We start from the raw sequence: 23,601 nt of genomic DNA, 5'->3' as shown, positions 1-23,601 counted from the left end.
GCGTGAGAAACAAAGGACGAGAAGGGTAAAGACGATGGCGAAAGCAGCGACCCCCGCGAAGACGGCCCCCAAGGCGGCCGCAAAGGCTCCGGCAGCAGCGGCGAAGGCCGCTCCGGCCAAGAAGGCGGCCGCGCCCGCCAAGGCCGCGGCCCCGGCAGCGAAGACGACGAGCGTTGCCGTCAAGAAGACCGGCGCCATCGGCAAGGTTCGCCAGGTCATCGGCGCCGTCGTCGACGTGCAGTTCGGCGATCATCTGCCGGCCATTTTGAACGCCATCGAAACCTCCAATGTCGGCAACCGCCTGGTGCTCGAAGTTGCCCAGCATCTGGGCGAAAACACCGTGCGCTGCATCGCCATGGATTCCACCGAAGGCCTGGTTCGCGGCCAGGACGTCTATGACACCGGCGCGCCGATCACCGTTCCGGTCGGCCCGGGCATGCTCGGCCGCATCATCAACGTCATCGGCGAGCCGGTCGACGAAGAAGGCCCGGTCGACGGCATCGAGATGCGCGCCATCCACCAGCCGGCGCCTACCTATGTCGAACAGTCGACGGAAGCGCAGATCCTGATCACCGGCATCAAGGTGCTCGACCTTCTGGCGCCCTACGCCCGCGGAGGCAAGATCGGCCTGTTCGGCGGCGCCGGCGTCGGCAAGACGGTTCTGATCCAGGAGCTGATCAACAACGTCGCCAAGGCGCATGGCGGCTTCTCGGTCTTCGCCGGCGTCGGCGAGCGCACCCGCGAGGGCAACGATCTTTATCACGAGTTCATCGAGTCCGGCGTCAACAAGAAGGGCGGCGGCGAAGGCTCCAAGGCGGCACTGGTCTATGGCCAGATGAACGAGCCGCCGGGCGCGCGTGCCCGCGTCGGCCTGACCGGCCTGACGGTCGCCGAATATTTCCGCGACCAGGGCCAGGACGTGCTGTTCTTCGTCGACAACATCTTCCGCTTCACGCAGGCCGGTTCTGAAGTGTCGGCGCTGCTCGGCCGTATTCCTTCGGCCGTGGGTTACCAGCCAACGCTGGCCACCGACATGGGTGCGCTGCAGGAACGCATCACCACAACGACCAAGGGTTCGATCACTTCGGTGCAGGCGATCTACGTGCCGGCCGACGATTTGACCGACCCGGCGCCTGCGACCTCGTTCGCCCACCTGGACGCGACGACCGTGCTCAACCGCGCGATCTCGGAAAAGGGCATCTACCCCGCCGTCGATCCGCTCGACTCGACCTCGCGCATGCTCGATCCGCTGGTCGTCGGCGAGGAGCACTATGCCGTCGCCCGCCAGGTGCAGTCGATCCTCCAGCGCTACAAGTCGCTGCAGGACATTATCGCCATCCTTGGCATGGATGAGCTGTCGGAAGAGGACAAGCAGACGGTGGCCCGCGCCCGCAAGATCGAGCGCTTCCTGTCGCAGCCGTTCTTCGTCGCCGAAGTGTTTACGGGTGCGCCGGGCAAGCTGGTCGACCTCGCCGACACAATCAAGGGCTTCAAGGGCCTCTGCAACGGCGACTACGATCACCTGCCGGAAGCCGCCTTCTACATGGTCGGCGGCATCGACGAAGCGGTCGAGAAGGCTCAGCGCCTGGCGGCTGAAGCAGCGTAATCAAGGCAATAGGGAGTAGTCAGTAGTCAGTAGTGAATAGCGGCCGGGTGATCAGGACAGCTGTCCTCTCCCTACTCCCTACTCACTATTCCCTACTCACTAAATTGACATGGCTGAAGCTTTCAAGTTCGAACTGGTCTCGCCGGAGCGCCTCCTGGTTTCCGAGCAGGTCGAGTCCGTCGTCATTCCAGGCGCCGAAGGTGAAATGACAGTCATGGCGCACCATGCGCCAGTCATGACCACGATCAAGCCGGGCGTCGTCACGCTGAAGACCGCCGGCGGCAAGGAAGAGCGCTATGTGGTGTTCGGCGGCTTTGCCGACATCGTCCCTGCCGGCTGCACGCTGCTCGCCGAATCGGCGGTCGCCGTCGGCGATATCGACCGCGCCGATCTCGCCCGCCGCATCCAGGAAGCCAAGGAAGACGCCGCCGACGCCAAGGACGACCAGAGCCGCAGCAAGGCGGAGCAGTTCCTTAGCCAGCTTACCACGCTCGAAGGCGCGCTGCTGCCGGCGTAAGCCGCAGAATGACTTGAAGAAAAGGCCGGGCTCAGCCCGGCTTTTTTGTTGCGGCCGCCATCCTGGATCGTCTCGCATAGGCGCAGGGCCTTGGCGGGATTTCAGGGCGGGCAGCCAGCATGATCAGATCGGGTGGCGGCATGCCGGCTGCCAGTCAGGGCGAGATGAGCTTGTATTAGGCGATGGCGCCGGCGGAACCGCGATTTGGCTGCGGCGGTACAGTCGGATCGGGGCTTGCCCCTGCTTTCTGGTTGTTCGACAGTCCGGCTGTCTATCGATTTGGGGTGGCCGATGACGGAACAGACAACGCAACCGGAAGCGGCCTCGCGATCCCGGTGGACGACGGCGCTGATCGCGGCCTTTGGCGGTCCGTTCGGCGGGTTCCTTTGGATCGGCGCCGGCCGGCCGGCGGTTGCCAGCCTGGTGGTGATCAGCGCCATAAGCATTGCGCTGACATATGTGGGATTCCCGGTTCTGCCGGGGGTCGATCTCGCCTGGCTGGTGGATCTCTCCAGTTTAGGTCTCATGGTCCTGTGGGTAGCGCTCGTCGTGCCTTTCGCGTCACGATACAGACCGAACCGGTGGTATTCACACGGCCTTTCGGTGCTGCTGTTGGCCGTGCTGACCTCCTACGGAGCCGCGTTAGCGATCCGCACATTCCTCTTCCAGCCGTTTTCGACCCCGGCAGGCAGCATGACACCAACGCTGGAACTCGGCGACTATTTCTTCGTCTCGAAGTTTGCCTATGGTTACAGCCGCTACAGTGTTCCTCTTGGGCTGCTGCCCTTCGAAGGCCGGATCTTTGCCGCCGAGCCGAAGCGCGGAGATATTGTGGTGTTCAAATTTCCAGCGGATCCGAGCATCGACTACGTCAAGCGGGTCGTTGGACTGCCGGGCGACAAAATCCAGATGGTCGACGGAATCCTTCGCATCAATGGTGTGGCGGTCAAACTCGAGGATGTTGGTCCGTACAGCTCCGAGGACTCTCCCCAAAGCGCCAGACTGCAACGTGAAACCCTCCCCAACGGCGTTTCCTATTCCGTCATCAGTCTTACGGACAATTCAATAACCGACAACACGCGGGTGTTCGACGTGCCCGAAGGCCACTATTTCGTGCTTGGCGACAACAGGGATAATTCCTCCGATAGCCGGCTCAGTGTCGGCTTCGTTCCTGCCGAAAACCTGGTCGGCAAGGCAGTGCGACTGTTCTGGAATTCGCAAGGCACGGAGTATTCGTCGCGGCAGAGGCTGGACGCTCCGGCGGGACAATAGGCTTGAAATGGGCGGTTCCGGACCAGCTTCAGCCTACGTTTGTCGGCTCCGGTATGCCGAGCGCTGAGAGCGCAAGCACGATCCCGCCTTGCAGGATATGCTCGCGATGAGCGGCGACCAGTTCGATCAGCGTCTGCCGCTCGGGCTTGCCGCTGGCGAAGCCGGCCCAGTCGAACACCGCCGCTACTCGTTCCAGCATCCGTCGTTCGTCGAGCGCCGCCAGCGCCGCGTCGAGCGGATCGGTAAAGTGGGCTTCCGGCAGGTCCTTGCCGCGCGCCTCGCAGGCGGCGATCCAGGCGGCGATCACCAGCGTCAGATGCTCCGGGACCAGGCCGGCCTGGATGCGCTCGATGGCGGTAGCGACAATGCGTTGCGGCAATTTCTGGCTGCCGTCATTGGCGATCTGCGCGGTGCGGTGGGCCAGCGCGGTGTTGGAGAAACGTTCGGCAAGTTCGGCCGTATAGGCTGACGTGTCGAGCCCGGCATCCCCAGGCAATGTCGGGATGGCCTCGGCCCAGAGCCGGTCGACGAACGCGCGGATCGCGGGATCCGCGAAGGCGCGGTCGACGGTGACGTGGCCGCTGAGCAGGCCGATATAGGCGATGCCCGAATGGGCGCCGTTGAGCAGCCGAAGCTTCATGTCCTCGAACGGCCGGACATCCTCGACCATGGTGACGCCGAATTTCTCCCAGGCCGGGCGGCCGGCTGGAAACCTGTTTTCAATCACCCATTGCCGGAACGGTTCGGTCATCACCGGCCAGGCGTCCTCGAGGCCGAGTTCGACCGCGATGCGCGCCCGGTCGGCATCGGTGGTTGCCGGCACGATGCGGTCGACCATGCTCGATGGGAATGCAACGTCGCCGGCTATATGACCGGCGAGGGCAGCGTCGCCTGAAGCAGCAGCGCCGGCATCGCGCAGTTTTGCAAACCCGACCAGCAGCCGGTGCAGCGTGGCGCCATTGGCCGGCAGGTTGTCGCAGCAAAGCACGGTGAAGGGCGGCGTGCCGGCGGCCCGGCGTCGCGCCAGCGCTTCCGCCAGGAATCCATGCGCGGTCCTGGGCGATCCGGGATTGCCCAGATCGTGGACGATATCGGGATGGTTTTCGTCGAGGCTGCCGTCGGCCGCCCGGAGATAGGCCTTTTCGGTGATGGTCAGGGTGACGATGCGGGTGCGCGGGTCGGTCAGCGCGGCCAGCACCGCGCCGGGGTCTTCCGGCGCGACCAGCATCGACTGGATCGAGCCGATAATGTGCAGCGCTTCACCATCGCTGCCGCGCACCGCCAGCGTGTAGAGCCCGTCCTGCGGCGTCAGCGCATCGCGCGTGTCGGGGCTGCGCAGCGAGACGCCGACAATGCCCCAGCCGGTGTCGCCGGCCGCCAGGCAGTCATCGACATAGGCGGCCTGATGGGCACGGTGGAAGGCTCCAACGCCGAGATGGACGATGCCTGGGGCGACACTGGCGCGATCATAGGGGGGGACCGCGACCGAGGCCGGCAAGGATTGCACTGTTGCGTTGGAAAGGCGTCTGCTGGTCATGGCGCGGCTTGTCGCTGGATGGTGTGCGGGGCGGGATCTGCTAGCGGCGTAACATCCGCTCTTCCGCCGCACAATGACCTGACGCCGGTTAAAAGTCATCATACAACAATCAAGTTTTTGTATGTTGACATTATTTCTTTCCAATCCTACCGATATCGCCCCTGGGAGGAACGACGTGGCGGGACTGACCGATCCGGATCTGCTTTTTGCCGCCGAAGGGCGCGCGCTGTCGATCGCGCGCGATCTCCATGCCGGCATCAAGGACCTGCCGATCATCAGCCCGCACGGCCACACCGATCCGCGTTGGTATGCGCTCAACGAGCCATTCCCCGATCCCGCGCAATTGCTGGTGGTGCCCGACCACTACATTTTCCGTATGCTGTTCAGCCAGGGCGTGCGGCTGGAAGATCTCGGCGTCCCGACCCTCGACGGCTCGCCGGTCGAGACCGATCCCAAGGCGATCTGGCGGCGCTTCGCCGAGCACTATTACCTCTTCCGCGGCACGCCGACGCGGTTGTGGCTCGACCATGTGCTCGAGCATCTGTTCGGCATCGAAGAGCCGCTCAACGCCAGCACCGCTAGCCGCCATTACGACACCATCGCGGCGCTTTTGCAGCGCGACGATTATCGCCCACGCGCGCTGTTCGAGCGCTTCAACATCGAGGTCATCGCGACGACCGAGGGCGCACTCGACGATCTCCAATGGCACAAGACGATCCGCGACAGCGGCTGGCAGGGCCGCGTCGTCACTGCCTACAGGCCGGATGCCGTCGTCGATCCCGACTTCGAAGGATTTTCGGCCAATCTCGATCGCCTGGGCGAGATCGCCGGCTGCGACACCGGCACATGGGCCGGCTATCTCGACGCGCACCGCCAGCGCCGCGCCTTCTTCAAAAGTTTCGGCGCAACCTCGTCGGATCACGGCCATCCGACGGCCGAGACCGCCAATCTTTCCGATGCGGCGGCGGAAGAGCTGTTCAACCGCATCCGCCGCGGCTCGGACGACGAGCGCGAGCGCAAGCTGTTTCGCGCCCAGATGCTGACCGAAATGGCCAAGATGAGCCGCGACGACGGGCTGGTCATGCAGATCCATCCCGGCTCCTGGCGCAACCACTCGCCTGGTGTTTTCCAAAAATTCGGCCGCGACAAAGGCTTCGATATTCCGACCCGCACCGACTATGCCGCGGCGCTCAAACCCTTGCTCGACTGCGTCGGGCTGGAGCGCGACCTCTCCATCATTCTGTTCACGCTCGACGAGACCAGCTACGCGCGCGAACTGGCGCCGCTGGCCGGCGTCTATCCGGCGTTGAAGCTCGGGCCGGCCTGGTGGTTCCACGACAGTCCGGAAGGCATGCGCCGGTTCCGCGAGATGACCACCGAGACCGCCGGCTTCTACAACACTGTCGGTTTCAACGATGACACCCGTGCCTTTCCGTCGATTCCCGCCCGTCACGATGTGGCGCGCCGGGTTGACTGCGCCTTTCTCGCCCGTCTCGTCGCCGAGCACCGGCTGCGTGAGGACGAGGCGCATGAGCTGGCGCGGGAGCTTGCCTACACGCTTGCCAAGAAGGCGTACCGGCTGTGAGCCGGGCGCGTGGAATTTTAAAAGGGAGGAAGACAGTCATGTTGCATTTTTCAAAACTGATGGCAGCCACATTCGCCTTCGGCTCGCTGATGATCGGCGTTGCCGGCGCCCAGACCGTACTGCGCTCGGCCGACACCCATCCGGACGGGTATCCGACCGTCGAGGCGGTCAAATATCTCGGCGAGCTCATCAAGGAGCGCACCGCCGGCCGCTATTCGGTCGAGGTCTATCATTCGGCGCAGCTCGGCGAGGAAAAGGACACGATCGAACAGACGCAGACCGGCGTCATCGATCTGAACCGCGTCTCGATGGGTCCGTTCAACGGCATCGTGCCGGAAACCGCGGTGCCGTCGCTGCCCTACATGTTCCGTTCGGTCGAGCACATGCGCCATGTCATGGACGGGCCGATCGGCGACGAGATCCTCAAGGCCTTCGAGACGCATGATCTGGTCGGCCTTGCCTTTTACGATTCCGGCGCCCGTTCCTTCTACAACACCAAGAAGGACATCACCTCGATCGCCGATCTGAAAGGCATGAAGTTCCGCGTCATCCAGTCCGACGTGTTCGTCGATATGGTCAACGCGCTTGGCGCAAATGCCACGCCGATGGCGTATGGCGAGGTCTATTCGGCGCTCGAAACCGGTGTCATCGACGGCGCCGAGAACAACTGGCCCAGCTTCGAATCCGCCAAGCACTACGAAGTCGCCAAGCACTACACCGTCGACCAGCACCAGATCGTGCCGGAAGTGCTGGTGATGTCGAAGTCGAGCTGGGACAGACTGACGCCGGAAGACCAGGCGATCGTCAAGCAGGCGGCCAAGGACAGCGTCGTCAAGATGCGCGAATTGTGGGACGCGCAGGAGAAGAAGTCGCGAGAGATCGTCGAGAAGGCCGGCGTCAAGGTCAGCGAGATCGACAAGAAGCCGCTGATCGATGCGATGAAGCCGGTCTACGACAAGTATCTGAAGACGCCGGAGCTCAAGGACCTCGCGACGCGCATCCAGGCGACCAAGTGATTTTCTGGCGGGGCGGCATGGCGCCGCCCCGCCAATCGCTTTTAGGCGACGGAAAGACCGGGAGGATCGGATGACTGCGGGAACGGCCAGGAGCGGAGCGCCACCGCGCTTCAGTGCGGTGCTTTCGAAGATTTGCGACGGCGCGCTCTATCTCGCGGGCATCGGGATGGTCGCCATGACCGCGCTTGTTGCCTACCAGGTGTTTTCCCGCTTCGTGCTCAACGCGTCACCGAGCTGGACCGAAGTCACCGCCATCATGCTGATGAACTGGTTCATTTTCCTGGGCGCTGCCGTCGGCGTGCGCGAGAATTACCATATGGGCTTCGACGTGCTGCTCTATATCCTGCCCAAGGGCAGCAAATGGGCGCTGCGCACCCTGTCCGACCTGATCGCGTTCGGCTTCGGCTTCGGCATGGTCTGGTACGGCTGCAAGCTGGTCGGGCTGACCTGGCACACTGTCATCCCGGCGCTCGAACTTCCCGGCGGTTTCGACTATCTGCCGCTGGTTGGCGGCGGCTTTCTGATCAGCCTGTTCTCGGCCGAACGCATCGCGCTGCGCTGGTCCGGCGCCGACATCGACAAGGATATCAATCTCGAAGAAGTGCCGGAAATGCCGGCCGTGCAGGAGGCCTAGATGGAACTCTGGATCCTGTTTGGCGTCTTCACGCTTTTGATGTTTGCCGGCACGCCGATCGCCTTTTGCCTGGGTGCGGCGTCCTTCGCCACCGTGCTTTATCTCGGCCTGCCGCCCCTGGTGGTGTTCCAGCAATTGAAGTCGGGCATGTCGGCGTTCTCGCTGATGGCGATCCCGTTCTTCATCTTTGCCGGCGACCTGATGGTGCGCGGCGGCATCGCGCAGCGCATCGTTTCCTTTGCCGGCTCGCTGGTCGGTCATGTCCGCGGTGGGCTCGGTCAGGTCAACATCATCGCCGCGACGTTGTTCGGCGGCATTTCCGGCTCGGCTGTGGCGGAAGCCGCTGCCGTCGGCGGGCTGATGATCCCGCAGATGAAAGCGCGCGGCTACGGCGCCGACTATGCCGTCAACGTCACCTCAATGGCGGCGCTGATCGCGCTGCTTCTGCCGCCGTCGCAGAACATGATCATCTATTCGATCGCCGGCGGCGGCAAGATTTCGATTGCCGACCTGTTCACCGCCGGCATCCTGCCCGGCCTGCTGTTCGCCGCTTCGCTGATGGTCACCGCCTATTTCGTCGCCCGCAGCCGCGGCTACCCGGTCGAGGCTTTTCCCGGCTTCTCGCGTGTCGGCCAGCTGGCGGTCATCGCCATCCCCGGACTTCTGCTCATCGGCATCATCTTCGGCGGCGTTCGCTCGGGCATTTTCACGGCGACGGAAAGCTCCTGCATCGCCATCATCTACGCCTTGCTGGTCACCGTCTTCGTCTACCGGTCGATGGCCTGGGGCGATTTCGTCCATGCCACAAAGGGCGCGGTGCGCACGACCTCGATGGTGCTGCTGATCATCGGCACGGCGGCCTCGTTCAGCTGGCTGATGGCCTATCTAAAAGTGCCGGTGCTGCTGATCGCAGGCATGAACGCCATTTCCACCGACCCGCTGGTGGTGCTGCTTCTGCTCAACGTCCTGATGCTGCTGCTCGGTACCTTCATGGACATGGGGCCGATGATCATCATCTGCACGCCGATCTTCCTGCCGCTGGTCACCCATTACGGCGTCGACCCCGTGCATTTCGGCGTCATCACCATCCTCAATCTCGGCATTGGGCTCAACACGCCACCGGTCGGCACGGTGCAGTTCGTCGCCTGTGCCGTCGGCAAGATTACGGTCTGGGAAGCGATGCGCTCGATCTGGCCGTTCTATGGCGCGGGCATCGTGGTCCTGGGGCTGGTGACCTATATTCCGGCGATTTCGCTCTGGTTGCCGAGCGTGTTCAAATAGGGCGTCTTCAAATAGACGTCTTCAAACAGGGGTGCGATATGGCATCGGATAGCGCTGTTGATCTCAGGGTCGAGAGAAAACCCAAACTGTCGGAGACCGTCGTCGCAGCGATCCGCAAGCAGCTGCAGGCGGGCGAGATCCTGCCCGGCCACAAATTGCCGACCGAAGGACAACTGACCGAGACCTTCGGCGTCAGCCGCACCGTCATCCGCGAAGCGCTGGCCAAGCTCGCCGCCGACGGGCTGGTCGAGGCGCGCCAGGGCGCAGGCGTGTTCGTCACCGAGCACATCTCAACGATGTTCGGCGCGCTCGCCGCCGACATGGGCAGCAAGGATTCCATCGCGCTCAATGTGCTCGAAGTGCGCCTGGCCGTCGAAATCGAATCGGCCGGGCTCGCCGCCATTCGCCGCAACGCCGCGCAGGAAGCAGCGATCCAGGAAGCGTTCTTCGAATTCGAACGGCTGCTTCTCAACAGCGAGCCGACCGGTCCGGCCGATCTCGCCTTCCACCGGGCAATCGCCAGCGCCACCAACAACCCGTTCTATGTCGAGATGCTCGATGTGCTCGGACGCCGCGCCATTCCTTGCGACGTGACCTCGCCCTGGTCGACCGAACTGGTGCAATCCGACAGCTATCAGCGAGGGCTGCAACGCGAGCATCTGGTGATCCTGAATGCGATCACCTCAGGCGACGCCGAAGCCGCGCGCGAGGCGATGCGCGCTCATCTCACCGCCAGCCAAGAGCGCTACCGCGAGCGGCTGCACGCCCGCCAGGTCTACTACGCCGACTCGGTCAAGGCGTCGGCAACCAAATAGCCATTCATTCAGCTGGAGCAGCAATGACTCAAAGTCACCCGCATACCGATTTCACCTCGCGTTTCGCCATCGACCCGGTCGCCGCTGCTTCCATGGGCACCGACGAACTGCGTCACAATTTCCATATTGACGACCTGTTCCAGCAGGGACGCATCAGCCTGACCTACACCCATTATGACCGCATGATCGTTGGCGGCGCCGTGCCGGAAGGGACAGCGCTGCCGCTGGAGGCGATCAAGCCGACGGGGACCAAGAATTTTCTCGACCGCCGCGAGCTGATCATCGTCAACATCGGCGGCGCCGGCTCGGTGACGGCAAATGGCGAGACCCACCAGTTGCAGGCACGTGACATGCTCTATCTCGGCATGGGCAGGACCGACGTGTCGTTCGCGTCGGCCGACGCGGGCGCACCGGCCAAATTCTACCTGCTCAGCGCGCCGGCGCATCATACCCATCCGAGCCGGCTGATCCGCATTGGCGATGCCAAGCGCCTCGATCTCGGCAGCAAGGAAACCTGCAACGAACGCTCCATCTTCCAGTTCATCCATGCCGATGGCGTCAAGACCTGCCAACTGGTGGTCGGTATGACCCAACTGGCGCCGGGCTCGGTGTGGAACACTATCCCTTGCCATGTGCATGACCGGCGCATGGAGGCCTATCTCTATTTCGACCTGCCGGAGACGGCGCGCGTCTTCCATTTCATGGGCGAGCCGGACGAAACGCGGCATCTGGTGATGGCTAACGAGGAGGCGGTGCTGTCGCCGGGCTGGTCGATCCATTCGGGGGCCGGCACCTCGAACTATGCCTTCATCTGGGCGATGGCCGGCGACAATGTCGACTACACCGATGTCGACCCGGTGCCGCTGGGCGAACTGCGTTGAGCGGCCCTTCCTCCTTCAGCCTGGCCGGCAAGCGCGTCCTGGTCACCGGCGCGAACACCGGCATCGGCCAGGGCATCGCCGGCTCGATCGCGCGCGCCGGCGGCACCGTCATCGGTGTCGGCCGCTCGGCGATGGACGACACGGAAAGACAAGTCGCGGAAGCCGGTGGCCAGTTCGAGGCGGTGCGATGCGATCTTGCCGACCATGCGGCCGCCAAGGCGATGCTCGACCAGGTCTGGGAAAAGACCGGCCCGATCGACGGGCTGGTCAACAATGCCGGCATCATCCGCCGCGCCGATGCGGTCGATTTCTCCGAGGCCGACTGGGACGACGTCATCGACGTCAATCTGAAGACGCTATTCTTTCTCAGCCAAGGTTTTGCCAGGCGCGTGCTGACCAACCCGAGGCGGCGCGGCAAGATCGTCAACATCGCCTCGGTGCTGAGTTTCCAGGGCGGCATCCGCGTCGCGTCCTACACCGCGTCGAAACATGGCGCGCTCGGCATAACCCGGCTGCTGGCCTGCGAATGGGCGGCAAAAGGCATCAACGTCAACGCGATTGCGCCCGGCTATATCGAAACCAACAACACCGAGGGGTTGCGCGCCGATCCCGACCGCAGTGCCGCTATATTGGCGCGCATTCCGGCGGGACGTTGGGGCGGGCCGGAAGACATAGGCGATGCCGCCGTGTTCCTGCTGGCGCCAGCGTCCGACTATATGCATGGCGCGGTGGTTCCCGTGGACGGCGGCTGGCTGGCGCGATGAGGAGATGGTCATGATCGAGCATAAGATTTTCGCACAGCCCGGCGAGAGCGCCTGGACGCCGACGCCGGACGGCAACAGACGCCGCGTTCTCGTCTCCACCGATGAGCTGATGATGGTCGAGTTCGGCTTCGACAAGGGCGGCGTCGGCGCACTGCATTCGCACCCGCATGTCCAGGCCAGCTATGTCGCCGAAGGTCGCTTCGAGGTGACCATCGACGGCCGCACCGCGACCATCGAGACCGGCGGCAGCTTCATCGTGCCGTCCAATCTGGTGCACGGCGTCAAGGCGCTGGAGGCCGGGCGCCTGGTCGACAGCTTTACCCCGCACCGCGCCGATTTCCTGGCCTGAACCTCTTTCGGCAATTCCAGAAACAGGAAACCCGCGCCTCCTGGGGAGGCGCGGGCTGTTGCCTGTGCGCTCGTGGCGCAGCGGTACTCGAAACATCGCCGCAGGGTTGGACGGTGCCGCAACATGGTGAAGATAGGTTTAACGATGCCAATCAGGTCGATCGCCGGTGGGGTGTTGCTGCTGCTTGTTGTGGTCACGCAGGGGCTGCGCTAATCGTTCTGTCCACGCCGCTGCTTCGGGCGGCCGATCGCAAAAACATCAGTGATGCAGATATCGACGACAAGCGTGCCGACGCACGATCCCAAACGGCGCGTCCTCAAGGACGTGTTCGGCTTCGACGATTTCCGTCCCGGACAGGCCGCGGTGATGGAGGCGCTGCTTGGCGGCCGCCATGTGCTGGCCGTCATGCCGACGGGTGCCGGCAAATCGCTGTGCTACCAGGTTCCGGCGCTGGTCAAGGGTGGGCTGACCATTGTCGTTTCGCCGCTAGTGGCGCTGATGCAGGATCAGGTCGCGGCACTGCGCCTCGCCGGCGTCGCCGCCGATACGATCAATTCCTCGATCGACCGTGATGCCAATGTCGCGGCATGGCGCCGCGTCGCGTCGGGCCAGACGCGGCTGCTCTACCTCGCGCCGGAACGGCTGATGACCGAGCGGATGCTGGATGCGCTTGCCAGGCTCGATGTCAGCCTGATCGCCATCGACGAGGCGCATTGCATTTCGCAGTGGGGGCCGGCGTTCCGGCGCGAATATGAAGACCTGTCGCAGCTGCGTGGCATCTTTCCCGACGTACCGATCATTGCGGTGACGGCGACGGCGGACGAGACGACGCGCGCTGACATCGAGACGCGGCTGTTTGGCGGGCGTGTCGAAACACAGGTGCTTGGCTTCGACCGGCCCAACATCAAGCTTGCCATCGAGCCCAAGCAGGACAGCAAGCGGCAGTTGCTCAATTTCATCGGGCGCCATCAGGGACGCAGCGGCATCGTCTATTGCCTGTCGCGCAAGAAGACCGAAGAGATGGCGGCGTTTCTCGAAAAGAACGGCGTGACCGCGCTCGCCTATCACGCCGGGATGAGCAAGGAGGCGCGCGATGCGAATCAAAACGCCTTCATGACGCTGTCGGGCGTCGTCATGGTGGCGACCATCGCCTTCGGCATGGGGATCGACAAGCCTGATGTCGCCTATGTCTTCCACACCGACCTGCCGGGCAGCCTCGAAGCCTATTACCAGGAAATCGGCCGCGCCGGTCGCGACGGGCGGGCGGCTGAGGCGCATATGCTTTACGGCCTTGGCGACATCCGCATGCGCCGCATGTTCATCGACGACGAGGACGCCGCCGTCGAACACAAGCGCCGCTCGCATGGCCGGCTCGATACGCTGATCGGCTATTGCGAGACGGCCGAGTGCCGCCGCCAAGTGCTGCTCGGTTATTTCGGTGAAGAGGCGGTCCCTTGCGGCAATTGCGACAATTGCCTGGAACAGGCGCCGCGCGCCGACGGCACCGCCGAGGCGCGCCTCATCCTGGCGGCGGTGGCGCAGAGCGGCGAGCGCTTCGGCGCCGGCCATGTCATCGACATCCTGATCGGCCACGAGACTGAAAAGATCGCGGCAAGGGGGCATCACAGGCTGGCAGCCTTCGGCAATGGCGCCGCGCACAAGAAGGATTTTTGGCAATCTATGATTCGCCAGCTGATCGCGAACGGTTTCCTGATGCCGGACCCGGCCGGCCATGGCGGGTTGGCCATCGCGGACAAGGGCCACGCACTGGGCCGGGGCGAGGTGCCGTTCCAGTATCGGGTCGAGATGCGCACGCGCGCCGCGCGCCGTGCGGCTCGCGCCGGGCAGAGCCCCCAGAGCGAAAATGTCGATGCGTCGCTGCTCGCGACGCTGAAGACGCTGCGGCTGCGTCTGGCCAAGGAACGCCAGGTGCCGGCCTATGTGGTGTTTTCGGATCGTACACTGATCGACATGGCCGAGCGTCGTCCGCAAGACCTCGACGATTTCGCCGGGGTGAATGGCGTCGGCGCCGCCAAGCTCAAGGAGTTCGGCAAGGTTTTTCTGAGCGCCATTGCCGCGCACCTTTCCGAGACGCCAGGCTGAAAGGGTTTTGCTGGACCAAAGCCCGATCCGGCATCAGTACGCCTTCAACTTGCCCGCCCGCTTATCCTTTCATTTTGGCGCTACCCTGCCGTAGGGGAATGGCCTTCTAAATTGTATGGAACCGTGACGACAACACACATTCCTGAATCTATGCGGTCGATTCTTCGGATGTAGCCGTGACTATGGAAACCCGCTGTTGCGCGCGGATGGCGGTTTTCTCGGCCTTGGAGACGCTACGTCGGCAGCCGCTATCCGCTGACCCGAATGGTATGATTCAGACCATCTTTGTTGTTGAAAACCCGCGTTCGACGGGAGTATAAAACTCGAGGTTACCATTGCTTTTCGTATAGAGGCTGTGGTGGAAACGTGGGTCCAATCCGCAAAGCATTGCCTTGCGTGGAAGTGGTCGAACCGGCGGCGGATGGTCCGTTCGTGTGGCCAAGGAAGACCAGGAAATTACCCGATCATTCGTGATTGAACCGTTTGCGCTGTCCTATGCTGAGGGCCAGCGGATACGCCTGCATCTCGACAAGTTCGTTCGTCTGCAGAGAGGCTAAGCCCGATGAAAGACCGGTGGGAACCTGACCACCAGTTCATTGAAAGCGCCCGCCGTAGCCAGCTCCGAGCGGAGAGCCAACTGGACTCCCTGCAATCGACCATCGCCGAAACGCGACGCGTCCTAGAGGCTTCACGGAAGCTCTTGGAAAAGTTGCCGAGCGCGAAGACCATACCCAGCCATAGGGAATGGCCGGTGCAGGTTGGGCATGCTTGTGGGGCTTCACCGCACCGGCCACTGCGGGGAGATATGAGGCCCCCTGCGCCGCCTAAGATATAGGCATATTAGCAATCGCGCAATTAACCCTATTGCGCTACCCAGCCGTAGAGGCAAGGAAATCGGAGAAGTTGGTGCCGGTTAACCGCCAGCACGCGAGCAAGTCATTCTGAAAGCATGAAAAACGCGATTTTGCTCGTGCCAATTGAGCGTCTGAAATCTAGTTCCTGCTGCCGATTATCCCTAAGTTAACAGAAATACTTATATTCCCGAAGGGTTGCGAATCAGTCGATTGTCAAGCGCATGCCATGGAGCAAGCAAGGGATCGATCTGAGCAGAAGGGCCGCAGCGGTCGAAGCGCGCTGGGAAATCCGAGCGGCTTCGGCAATTGTCCGCTCTGGCTCGCCCGCTACAACTCGACTCGCGCAGTGTGGACGGAATCACCGGCCATGTGGACGAGAACCATCTGGCGATGTCGTTCACCGAGTTTCGTTCGCGCTTCAGCCTTTAAGGGCAAGGTGATCAAGGCGATCGGATCGCCGCCTCAGGCGGCTTCGCGTTCGGCCTGCGCAGTCAGGTCCGGCTCCCGGCGGCTGTACTGCCGCGGCGAACAGCCCATGACGCGCTTGAATGCCGTGCTGAAGGCGCTTTCGGATTCGTAGCCGAGCGCCAGCGCGATGGCGGAAACCGGATCGCCGGAATGCATCAGCCTGTCGCCGGCCAGCATCATGCGCCAGCGCGTCAGATAATCCAGGGGTGAGGCCCCGACCGTCTGCTTGAATCTGAGCGCAAAAGTCGATCGCGACATGCCCGCGCGCTCCGCCAGTTGCTGCAATGTCCAGCCATGCGCCGGGTCCTCGTGCATGGCGCCGATCGCCGCGCCGATCTGCCTGTCGGTAAGTGCGAACAGCCAGCCGACATTGCCTTGCGCGGTCATATGCAGGCGCAAGGCCTCGATCAGGATCATGTGGGCGAGGTGCTCGACGATGAGAAAGCCGCCGGGACGCCGCTGGCGCAATTCCTGCATCATCCGCTCCACCGGCCAGCGAAGCGCCGAATGGTCGCTCTCGCCGCGGATGTGGACGATGGGCGGCAGCATCCGCAAGAGGATGCCGGCATGGTCGCCGGACAGCGTGAAGCGACTGCTGACCAGGAGGAAATCGCCGCCGCCATTATGGACGGTGATGCCGCCGGTCCGCGCCGGTGAAAAGATCGTTCGCGCATCGACCGTCGGCAGGCCGAGATCGCTGGCAAGGCGGAAAGGCCGGCCGCGCGGCAACAGGAAGCAGTCGCCCACGTCCAACCGCACCGCGTCAGGGACGCCCTCGACCGACAGCCAGCATCGGCCGGACACCACGGCGCCGCATTTGATGGCGGCCTGCTGGTCAGGAAACTGGATCGCCCAGTCGCCACCGGTTTCCAGCCCAGCCGACAGGTAATTGCGGGGCTTCAGTAGCGACAGCACGTCTGACAGCGGATCCATGAGCGTTCTCGGACGATTGCGAAGATATCTCGGATTTTACAGTATAGATCGTATGATCTCAAACTTCTATCTCCTTCGCAACGGGCTGCCTGTACGGCCTCGACAAAAACCAAGGAGAAATCATCATGCGTGTGTTCGTTACCGGGGCAACCGGTTTTGTCGGTTCGGCTGTTGTGCGGGAATTGCTCGGGGCGGGCCATCAGGTGCTTGGCCTCGCGCGGTCGGAAGCAGGTGCGGAGTCGATCGTGGCCGCGGGTGCCGAGGCGCATCGCGGCGATATCGAGGATTTCGACAGCCTGCGCAGCGGCGCTGCCCAATCGGATGGCGTCATCCACACGGCCTTCAACCACGACTTTTCGAGATTCGCCGCCAGTTGCGCAGTTGACCAGCGCGCCATCGAAACGCTCGGCGCGGCGCTCGAGGGTTCCGAGCGGCCGCTGCTTGTCACCTCCGGCCTCGCCGGTTTTGCGCAGGGAAGGCCGGCAACCGAAGACGACAAACCCGCGCCTCCATCGGCCGCCATGCCGCGCGCTTCGGAAGCAACGGCCGTGGCGCTCGCAGCGCGCGGGGTGCGCGCATCGACGGTGCGGCTGGCGCCGACCGTCCATGGCGAGGGCGATCACGGTTTCGTGCCGATGCTGATTGCCATTGCGCGTGAAAAGGGCGTCTCGGCCTATGTCGGCGACGGCGCAAATCGCTGGGCGGCGGTGCACCGGTTCGACGCCGCCACCCTGTACAGGCTGGCGCTGGAGAAGGGGGCGGGCGGCGTCAGCTATCATGCGGTTGCCGAACAGGGCGTGGCGAGCAAAGAGATCGCCGAGATCATCGGCCGCCGGCTCGGCCTGCCGGTCGTTTCCATAGGCCCCGAGGACGCGGCTGCGCATTTCGGCTTTCTCGGGCATTTCATCGGCAGGGACTTGTCGGCGTCAAGTGAGCAGACCCGCACTGCGCTGGGATGGCAGCCGACCGGGCCGGGGCTCATCGCCGATCTCGATCCTGCCCGCTATTTCGAGGCCTGATCAGGCCGGCCAGTCGCGTTGCATTGCACGACCGACAGCCTGGCGATCAGCGGCAGTGCCAGCAAAACGGCCAGACGCAGCCCGCCGAGCGGGCAGCACCGTCGTGCTGCTGGAACCGCCGCCACATCTGTATGGCGGCAAGCAGAACGAACACGGCGTAGGCCGCCCGCAGCCCGGACGACCTGCTCGCCCGTCGCCGGAAAGCCGGCGAAGGCATGGCCTCGTCATGGCAGACCTACCTTGTTACGGGGATGCGCGCGCGATTCCCGCGCCTAGTTAGAGATCGCCCTTCCTCACCTTGCCGTAAACGATATTCCGGTTCGAGCCATAGTAGACTTTCGCGTCGAAAGGACTCCCGCCGAGGGCGGCATTGATGATGTCCCACATATCGTCGGCCGAACGTAGGATGAGCGGCCAATCCATGAAAGTCTCCATGTAACCATCCGTCGTTATCTCGTCGCTGAAATTGGCAAACAGGAATTCGCCACCGGGCTTGACGAGTTCCATGGCTCTTTGAAGCAGGCGGACGCCGATGGCACGCGGCAGGTAATCGTAAAGCCCCGATGCGTAGACGAGATCGAATGTGCCAAGGGCGTAGGCGCGGCGCAGGATGCCGCGTACGGAACCCTGGACTGCCTCGACTGCCGTGCCGGCAAAGTCGTGGTTCACCGTGGCTACGCTGACGGGGTCCTGATCCAGGCCGATCCAACGTTGCAGTTTATGCCTGGCCAACGCATCGGAGCGTTCGGCTTCCCTGAGGTGGCCGCAGGCAATCGCCAGCACCTCAGCCTTTTCCACACTGCTGGCCGTCTCGTCCACGGTCCTGGCCAGAATATCCCGCCGCTCGCGCCCCGCCACCGAACTGGCAGCTTCACTGGTGTACGCATAAATTTGCCGACCAAGTAAGGTCGACGAGGCCACGATCTCGTCGGCGATCGGATGCTTGTAGTAAATATCCAGCAGGCCTGCATCGCCTGAATACCCGCGCGGTTTTTCGACCGACCACCGCGTGAACGGGTCTTGGAGCAAATATTCCGCGACCCGATGCTGCTGAGCCAAAGGAACGAGTTTCTGCCAGACCGCGGGAGCAACCTGCCGGCGGAGCTTGTGGAGTCGCCCCGCCAAACGATGGACGACGGGGGCGGCCGGTTTGTTTCGCGCAAAGGCTTGATGAGCAAGGTCCAGTATCAGGGCGAGCTGGGCCGTGCTGTCCCTCAACTCGTCGGAGTCAGCCGCCTCTTCGGAGGTCGCAACATGTTTCTTCATCAGCCTGGTGGTGACCAGGCTGTATTGGTCGAGCTGCAGTTTTGGCTTGATAGGCATGCCGTTTACTCTCCGGTTTACCGCCCCGGTCCCCGGCCAGCAGCATAGGTGCGCCGCCAACCAATGCTAACAATTTTAATAAAATTTTAGTAAAATTTTAATCAACGGAACGGCCATCAATCCTGCAAACTGGCTAAATCCGAACCGCCCGTTTACCCTCGGTTAGTGACATCTGACTTTTCTTGCGGACAGGGACGTCTTCATTCCCCAACCGCAGGCGACGTCGGCTGTTGCATTCGCTACTGCAGATCGCGGAGGAGCGTTGCGATGCAACTGAGCGAGGACGTTGCCCAGAAGGTGGCGGCAGCGATTGGACGTCCGCGGTGGCATTCCGCCGATCCGGAACTCCTGACACTGTTCCTGCAGAAGGATGCCGATGAGAATCGCAGCCTTGTGCGATGGGGTATTGCGGCTGCTGTATTCAGCTATGTGGCCTATGGCCTTTTCGATTGGTTTCTCTTTCCGGATGTCGCCGGCCGGCTTGTTTTGACGCGCGTTACGCTAGGGATCACTTCCCTGGCGCTTGTCGAATTTGTCGCCCGACGGGGCTTTGCCCTTGCCACCTTGCACCTTGTAGCAGCGCTGGCGATTGTCTCCGGTGCCCTTGGGTGGCTCGTCTCCGCTGTTGGAACAGAGCATCAGGATGCCCTCTCCCATTTCATGGTTTTTGGCACCGTGTTCATCCTGGGTGCGAATCTGTTCTTCAACTTCCGTTTTTGGCTTTCAGCCCTTGCCTCCGCGACGGTCGCCGCAAGCTTTGTGTACGCCGCGATGTTCTCCCTTCAGGCCGACATCGCCGGTCGGGTCGTGTTGTCGGCCTATTTCGTGAACTGCCTCGTCTTGTCGCTTTATCTTTCGTGGCGGCTGAGTCTGGAGCGGTACCAGACTTTCCTGCACGCGCTTCGGGCACAATTCCAGGAGCAGGCTGCTATCAAGAAGGGGCAAAAGCTAACTGAAATCGCCGACACCGATCCGCTCACGGGAATGAAGAACCGCAGGGCGATCATTCGAGAATTCTCGGAGCTGCGCGAAGACTGGGCCGCGGACGACGACGAGATAGGCCTCATTCTGATCGACGTCGACTACTTCAAAAGGTTCAATGACGGACTTGGTCATCAGGCCGGCGACGATTGCCTAATCAAACTCGCCCATGTCCTTTCCGAGATGGCGGCTGCCAACAACGCCATCGCGGCCCGCTATGGCGGAGAAGAATTCGTCATTCTCTGCAAGGTCACCGGGCGGGCTCACCTTCATGAGATAACGAAGAAATTTTGTCGCGCTGTAGAGGATTTGGATATCTACCACCCTGATCGGGGCGACAAGCTCAACATCGTAACGATCAGTGCCGGGGCGTCGTTGACGCGCGCCGATCAGAGCATAGAGCTTAGAATCCTGCTGCAGGAAGCTGACCGCGCGCTCTACGCGTCCAAGTTTGCCGGTCGGGCTACGTTCACGATTTACGACCCGCACGCCACCAGCCAGGATCGCTCCGGCGAAAATCTTTCAGAACTGCTGAAGGTGGCAGTTTCCAACCAGCTCGTTTCTGTCGCTTACCAGCCAATTCGCGAGCTGGCGTCGGGCCGCGTGCTGGGCCACGAGAGTCTGATGCGGGTATGCGACTTCGACGGCACCATGATCAGTCCGTCCGTATTCATACCCGTTGCCGAGCAGACCGGAGCGATCGTGGAACTGGGTACGTGGCTGATCGATCGAGCCTGCGGTGACATGGCGGAATACGGATTGGGCTCGGTCGTGACGGTGAACGTATCCGTTCTTCAGCTCAAGGCTCCCAACTTTTCACTCCGGATCACCGAAATCCTTGGCAGGCACGGCCTTGCGCCCCAGAAACTGGCCATCGAAATCACCGAAGGCAGTGACATCTTTCTGGAGGCGCAAGCGGTCAGAAACGTGGAGCGGCTGCGAAAACTCGGCGTTCAGATCTGGCTGGACGACTTCGGAACGGGATTTGCCGGCTTGACATGGCTCCGCCGCTTCAAATTCGACGTGGTCAAGATCGATCGCAGCTTCCTCCACGATTGCCAGACGTCTCGTGGCTTGAGCCTGTTGCGGGACATGGTCGGGCTGCTTCGCAATCTCGGCCATGTCGTGCTCGCCGAGGGCGTCGAAACGGAGGAGCAGTACATATTGCTGCAGCGCCTGGGGGTAAATTTGATGCAGGGCTTCCTCACCGGGCATCCAGTCCCGATCGAAGAGGTAAACCAAATGAGGCAAGGCCTTGTTGCCTAGCGGCAGCCTCTTCGCTGAAGCTTCGGAGGGCATCCTGCTTCGTTCCGGTCCCCCTACGCTACTTCGTAGCTTCGGGCGACACTCCTACGCCCAGATGCGGTTCCGGGTGGCCTGCCACCCGAAGCCCGCAGGGCGTAGGGTGGCGGAGAGGGAGGGATTCGAACCCCCGATGGGCTTGCACCCATGCCGCATTTCGAGTGCGGTGCATTCGACCACTCTGCCACCTCTCCGCGGTCATGGTCGGCCGTTGCCGGCGCGGCGCACTAGATAACGGCTGGGCGGGCAGGTTACAAGGCCAAATTCACTGGGAAATTCAGCTTCCTGTGCGGGCTCTGTCTGGAGGGCTGCGTTGCGGCCACGTCGGCAGATGGGGCCAACCGGTCCTCGACCGGAGGGATCGGGCGCGGCAAGGAGGCCGCATGGCCAAGGAATCCGGCCGTTTGCCTTGACTCGTACCGAACCTTCGGTTAGGGGAAGCGCGCAATCGGCGTGGAGGGTTCTTCCACGCCGCTTGTTTTTCGAACCCGCAGACTGACAAAAAGACGGCCGAACCGCGTGACGCGGCTCATCGAGGCCGACCGAACAGCGAAAGGCAAAAAATGTTCGCAGTCATTAAAACGGGCGGTAAGCAGTATCGCGTTGCCGCCAACGATCTCCTGAAGATCGAGAAGCTCGAAGCCAATGTCGGCGATATCGTCGAAATCGGCAGCGTCCTCGCCCATGGCGAAGGCGAAAATGTCACCTTCGGCGCCCCGTTCGTCGATGGCGCTCTGGTCACGGCGGAAGTCGTCGAGCAGGGCAAGAACCGCACCGTCATCGCTTTCAAGAAGCGCCGCCGGCAGAATTCGCGCCGCAAGATCGGCCACCGCCAGCTTCTGACCACCGTGCGGATCGCCGAGATCCTGCTGGGTGGCGCCAAGCCTTCCAAGAAGGCCGCAGCCAAGGTGGAAGCCAAGGAAGTCAAGGCTGACGTAGCGCCCGAGGCGAAGGCCGAGGCCGCGCCGAAGGAAGCCAAGGCGAAGAAGGAAGCCAAAGCCGAGGCTGCTCCGAAGGATGAAGCCAAGACGGAGACCGCCGTCGCCGCGCCGCTGTTCAAGGCGCCGAAGGGCGAGCCGGACGATTTGGCCGTGATCAAGGGCATCGGCCCGGTTGCCGCCGGCCAGCTGCACGAGCAGGGCATCACCACCTTCGCCCAGCTTGCCAAGCTGTCGGACAAGGACGTGGCCAAGATCGACGCGCACATGCCCTTCAGCACCGACCAGATCAACGACTGGCGCGAGCAGGCCAAGGAACTGGCGAAGAAGTAAAACGAACCGGCGACAAGGTCGCCGGATCGGACTTGAAACGGAACGCGAACGCGTTCATAAGACCATTCAAGCGCCCCAGGGCGCATCGGAGTTAGTTAGATGGCACACAAGAAAGCTGGCGGCTCGTCGCGCAACGGTCGCGACTCGCATTCCAAGCGTCTGGGCGTGAAGAAGTTCGGCGGCGAAGCCGTCATCCCGGGCAACATCATCATCCGTCAACGCGGCACCACCTGGCATCCCGGCGTCAATGTCGGCATGGGCACGGACCACACCCTTTTTGCGCTCGAGACCGGCGCAGTCACCTTCAACAAAAAAGCCAACGGCCGAACCTACGTATCGGTCAACCCGATTACCAAAGCCGCGGAGTAGCCGGTTCCGCACTATAAAACCGGCGCCCATCTCGGGAACCGGTGTCTGGCCAAACCAGTGAATGGAGCCAGGAAAAGGATCAGGGGAGATGGGTTTTCCATCTCCCCTTTTTTCTTGCCTGGAGGACGTCGAATGGTTGCCGAAGCGGAAGACACCGAAGACGAAAGTTACGCGATAGATTGCCCGGTGCTGGCCACGGAGCGGCTGGTGATGCGCGCTCCCTGCGAAGCCGATATCGCGCAACTGGTCGAGCTTGCCGACAACCGTCATGTCGCCGAGATGCTGGCCCGCATGCCGCACCCCTATGGCGAGGCCGAGGCACGCGCCTTCCTGGCCATGACCCGGTCGCGCCGGGCCGGCATCGCCTACGCCCTGACGCTCGCCGGCACCGACATTTTCGTCGGCTGCGCCGGCCTCAACATGACCGATCGCGGGCTGGAACTCGGCTACTGGATCGGCGAGCCCTATTGGAAGCGCGGCTATGCGACGGAGGCCGCGCACGCGTTGGTCGACCTCGCCTTCCAACGGACGTCGATCCAGGTGCTGCAGGCTTCGACGCGGGTGATCAATCCGGCCTCGCGCCGGGTCATCCACAAATGCGGCTTCCAGTATGCCGGCCAGGGCATGCTGAACTCGATCGTCGCCGGCCAGGTGCCGGTCGAGCGGTACCGGCTGGACAGAAAGACCTGGATCAGCCTGCGCAACTGGGTCCACTTCTGAT

20 protein-coding genes and 1 tRNA gene are annotated in these 23,601 nt (G+C 62.7%); 17 read left to right on the top strand and 4 right to left on the bottom strand.

Going from position 1 to position 23,601, the window contains the following annotated elements; all coding sequences use genetic code 11:
• The first annotated feature begins 34 nt into the window (after positions 1-34).
• The 3 genes from atpD (at position 35) to lepB (ending at position 3,395) form a co-directional block, all read left to right on the top strand.
• Positions 35-1,606, top strand: a complete 1,572-nt coding sequence (atpD, locus tag X756_RS160920) for a F0F1 ATP synthase subunit beta (RefSeq protein ID WP_023668673.1) — start codon at positions 35-37, stop codon at positions 1,604-1,606.
• A 109-nt stretch (positions 1,607-1,715) separates the two neighbouring features.
• Positions 1,716-2,123: a F0F1 ATP synthase subunit epsilon gene (locus X756_RS160925; RefSeq protein WP_023668674.1), complete on the top strand. Its 408-nt coding sequence runs from the start codon at positions 1,716-1,718 to the stop codon at positions 2,121-2,123.
• Between the two features lie 525 nt (positions 2,124-2,648).
• Positions 2,649-3,395, top strand: coding sequence for a signal peptidase I (lepB, locus tag X756_RS24845; protein ID WP_032892998.1), 747 nt, complete (start codon positions 2,649-2,651; stop codon positions 3,393-3,395).
• Between the two features lie 28 nt (positions 3,396-3,423).
• Here lepB and X756_RS160930 read toward each other — a convergent pair whose 3' ends face one another.
• On the bottom strand, positions 3,424-4,932 hold the full coding sequence (locus X756_RS160930) for a mannitol dehydrogenase family protein (RefSeq protein ID WP_023728685.1): 1,509 nt from the start codon (positions 4,930-4,932) through the stop codon (positions 3,424-3,426).
• 175 nt (positions 4,933-5,107) lie between these two features.
• Here X756_RS160930 and uxaC point away from each other — a divergent pair, with 175 nt between their 5' ends.
• The 9 genes from uxaC to recQ all read left to right on the top strand — a co-directional run bounded on the left by uxaC (position 5,108) and on the right by recQ (position 14,360).
• Positions 5,108-6,517 (top strand): glucuronate isomerase, encoded by a 1,410-nt coding sequence (uxaC, locus tag X756_RS160935; protein WP_023728684.1) that lies wholly within the window; start codon positions 5,108-5,110, stop codon positions 6,515-6,517.
• Between the two features lie 38 nt (positions 6,518-6,555).
• Positions 6,556-7,533 carry a TRAP transporter substrate-binding protein gene (locus tag X756_RS160940; RefSeq protein WP_023728683.1) on the top strand — a complete coding sequence of 326 codons (978 nt, stop codon included), beginning with the start codon at positions 6,556-6,558 and terminating at the stop codon, positions 7,531-7,533.
• A gap of 166 nt (positions 7,534-7,699) precedes the next feature.
• On the top strand, positions 7,700-8,167 hold the full coding sequence (locus X756_RS160945; protein ID WP_245264453.1) for a TRAP transporter small permease: 468 nt from the start codon (positions 7,700-7,702) through the stop codon (positions 8,165-8,167).
• Positions 8,168-9,448 carry a TRAP transporter large permease gene (locus X756_RS160950; protein ID WP_023684106.1) on the top strand — a complete coding sequence of 427 codons (1,281 nt, stop codon included), beginning with the start codon at positions 8,168-8,170 and terminating at the stop codon, positions 9,446-9,448.
• 38 nt (positions 9,449-9,486) lie between these two features.
• Positions 9,487-10,263, top strand: coding sequence for a FadR/GntR family transcriptional regulator (locus X756_RS160955; RefSeq protein ID WP_023700229.1), 777 nt, complete (start codon positions 9,487-9,489; stop codon positions 10,261-10,263).
• A 23-nt stretch (positions 10,264-10,286) separates the two neighbouring features.
• On the top strand, positions 10,287-11,144 hold the full coding sequence (gene kduI, locus X756_RS160960) for a 5-dehydro-4-deoxy-D-glucuronate isomerase (protein ID WP_023728681.1): 858 nt from the start codon (positions 10,287-10,289) through the stop codon (positions 11,142-11,144).
• A complete protein-coding gene (gene kduD, locus X756_RS160965) occupies positions 11,141-11,908 on the top strand; it encodes a 2-dehydro-3-deoxy-D-gluconate 5-dehydrogenase KduD (RefSeq protein ID WP_023728680.1) in 768 nt (255 codons plus the stop codon). Before kduI ends, kduD begins: the two co-directional genes overlap by 4 nt.
• A 10-nt stretch (positions 11,909-11,918) precedes the next feature.
• On the top strand, positions 11,919-12,257 hold the full coding sequence (locus tag X756_RS160970; RefSeq protein ID WP_023728679.1) for a cupin domain-containing protein: 339 nt from the start codon (positions 11,919-11,921) through the stop codon (positions 12,255-12,257).
• A 264-nt stretch (positions 12,258-12,521) separates the two neighbouring features.
• On the top strand, positions 12,522-14,360 hold the full coding sequence (gene recQ, locus X756_RS160975; protein WP_023728678.1) for a DNA helicase RecQ: 1,839 nt from the start codon (positions 12,522-12,524) through the stop codon (positions 14,358-14,360).
• 1,316 nt (positions 14,361-15,676) lie between these two features.
• Here the strand turns inward: recQ and X756_RS160980 are convergent.
• Positions 15,677-16,615 carry an AraC family transcriptional regulator gene (locus X756_RS160980; RefSeq protein WP_023728675.1) on the bottom strand — a complete coding sequence of 313 codons (939 nt, stop codon included), beginning with the start codon at positions 16,613-16,615 and terminating at the stop codon, positions 15,677-15,679.
• A 125-nt stretch (positions 16,616-16,740) separates the two neighbouring features.
• Here X756_RS160980 and X756_RS160985 point away from each other — a divergent pair, with 125 nt between their 5' ends.
• A complete protein-coding gene (locus tag X756_RS160985; RefSeq protein ID WP_023728674.1) occupies positions 16,741-17,634 on the top strand; it encodes an SDR family oxidoreductase in 894 nt (297 codons plus the stop codon).
• A 276-nt stretch (positions 17,635-17,910) separates the two neighbouring features.
• On the opposite strand, the gene X756_RS160990 is transcribed toward X756_RS160985, so the two are convergent.
• Positions 17,911-18,957 carry a class I SAM-dependent methyltransferase gene (locus tag X756_RS160990; protein ID WP_023668687.1) on the bottom strand — a complete coding sequence of 349 codons (1,047 nt, stop codon included), beginning with the start codon at positions 18,955-18,957 and terminating at the stop codon, positions 17,911-17,913.
• Between the two features lie 267 nt (positions 18,958-19,224).
• On the opposite strand from X756_RS160990, the gene X756_RS160995 reads away from it, so the two are divergent.
• Positions 19,225-21,204: an EAL domain-containing protein gene (locus X756_RS160995; protein WP_023728673.1), complete on the top strand. Its 1,980-nt coding sequence runs from the start codon at positions 19,225-19,227 to the stop codon at positions 21,202-21,204.
• Positions 21,205-21,344: 140 nt separating this feature from the next.
• On the opposite strand, the gene X756_RS161000 is transcribed toward X756_RS160995, so the two are convergent.
• Positions 21,345-21,434, bottom strand: a tRNA-Ser gene (locus tag X756_RS161000).
• Between the two features lie 369 nt (positions 21,435-21,803).
• Here X756_RS161000 and X756_RS161005 point away from each other — a divergent pair.
• From X756_RS161005 to X756_RS161015, 3 genes are all read left to right on the top strand, one after another.
• Positions 21,804-22,511, top strand: coding sequence for a 50S ribosomal protein L21 (locus X756_RS161005; protein ID WP_023700236.1), 708 nt, complete (start codon positions 21,804-21,806; stop codon positions 22,509-22,511).
• Positions 22,512-22,610: 99 nt separating this feature from the next.
• Entirely contained in the window at positions 22,611-22,880 is a 270-nt protein-coding gene (rpmA, locus tag X756_RS161010; protein ID WP_015315190.1) for a 50S ribosomal protein L27, read from the top strand.
• Positions 22,881-23,012: 132 nt separating this feature from the next.
• Positions 23,013-23,600, top strand: coding sequence for a GNAT family N-acetyltransferase (locus X756_RS161015; protein ID WP_023688901.1), 588 nt, complete (start codon positions 23,013-23,015; stop codon positions 23,598-23,600).
• Position 23,601: the final 1 nt, after the last annotated feature.

Origin of the sequence: Mesorhizobium sp. LNJC405B00 (genome assembly GCF_000502615.1) — a bacterium.
Taxonomy (GTDB): domain Bacteria; phylum Pseudomonadota; class Alphaproteobacteria; order Rhizobiales; family Rhizobiaceae; genus Mesorhizobium.
Note: the sequence above shows the minus strand (reverse complement) of the source record. Positions and strands in the feature narration are given on the sequence as shown.

Bases quoted from the DNA above. Each gene is read 5' to 3' on its own strand.
- X756_RS160985 (WP_023728674.1), top strand. From the start codon at position 16,741: ATGCGTGTGTTCGTTACCGGGGCAACCGGTTTTGTCGGTTCGGCTGTT.
- X756_RS160995 (WP_023728673.1), top strand. From the start codon at position 19,225: ATGCAACTGAGCGAGGACGTTGCCCAGAAGGTGGCGGCAGCGATTGGA.
- X756_RS161015 (WP_023688901.1), top strand. From the start codon at position 23,013: ATGGTTGCCGAAGCGGAAGACACCGAAGACGAAAGTTACGCGATAGAT.
- recQ (WP_023728678.1), top strand. From the start codon at position 12,522: ATGCAGATATCGACGACAAGCGTGCCGACGCACGATCCCAAACGGCGC.
- X756_RS160930 (WP_023728685.1), bottom strand. From the start codon at position 4,932: ATGACCAGCAGACGCCTTTCCAACGCAACAGTGCAATCCTTGCCGGCC.
- X756_RS161005 (WP_023700236.1), top strand. From the start codon at position 21,804: ATGTTCGCAGTCATTAAAACGGGCGGTAAGCAGTATCGCGTTGCCGCC.
- X756_RS160925 (WP_023668674.1), top strand. From the start codon at position 1,716: ATGGCTGAAGCTTTCAAGTTCGAACTGGTCTCGCCGGAGCGCCTCCTG.
- X756_RS160940 (WP_023728683.1), top strand. From the start codon at position 6,556: ATGTTGCATTTTTCAAAACTGATGGCAGCCACATTCGCCTTCGGCTCG.
- X756_RS160990 (WP_023668687.1), bottom strand. From the start codon at position 18,957: ATGCCTATCAAGCCAAAACTGCAGCTCGACCAATACAGCCTGGTCACC.
- atpD (WP_023668673.1), top strand. From the start codon at position 35: ATGGCGAAAGCAGCGACCCCCGCGAAGACGGCCCCCAAGGCGGCCGCA.
- X756_RS160950 (WP_023684106.1), top strand. From the start codon at position 8,168: ATGGAACTCTGGATCCTGTTTGGCGTCTTCACGCTTTTGATGTTTGCC.
- X756_RS160955 (WP_023700229.1), top strand. From the start codon at position 9,487: ATGGCATCGGATAGCGCTGTTGATCTCAGGGTCGAGAGAAAACCCAAA.
- lepB (WP_032892998.1), top strand. From the start codon at position 2,649: ATGGTCCTGTGGGTAGCGCTCGTCGTGCCTTTCGCGTCACGATACAGA.
- X756_RS160945 (WP_245264453.1), top strand. From the start codon at position 7,700: ATGGTCGCCATGACCGCGCTTGTTGCCTACCAGGTGTTTTCCCGCTTC.
- X756_RS160970 (WP_023728679.1), top strand. From the start codon at position 11,919: ATGATCGAGCATAAGATTTTCGCACAGCCCGGCGAGAGCGCCTGGACG.
- X756_RS160980 (WP_023728675.1), bottom strand. From the start codon at position 16,615: ATGGATCCGCTGTCAGACGTGCTGTCGCTACTGAAGCCCCGCAATTAC.
- kduI (WP_023728681.1), top strand. From the start codon at position 10,287: ATGACTCAAAGTCACCCGCATACCGATTTCACCTCGCGTTTCGCCATC.
- rpmA (WP_015315190.1), top strand. From the start codon at position 22,611: ATGGCACACAAGAAAGCTGGCGGCTCGTCGCGCAACGGTCGCGACTCG.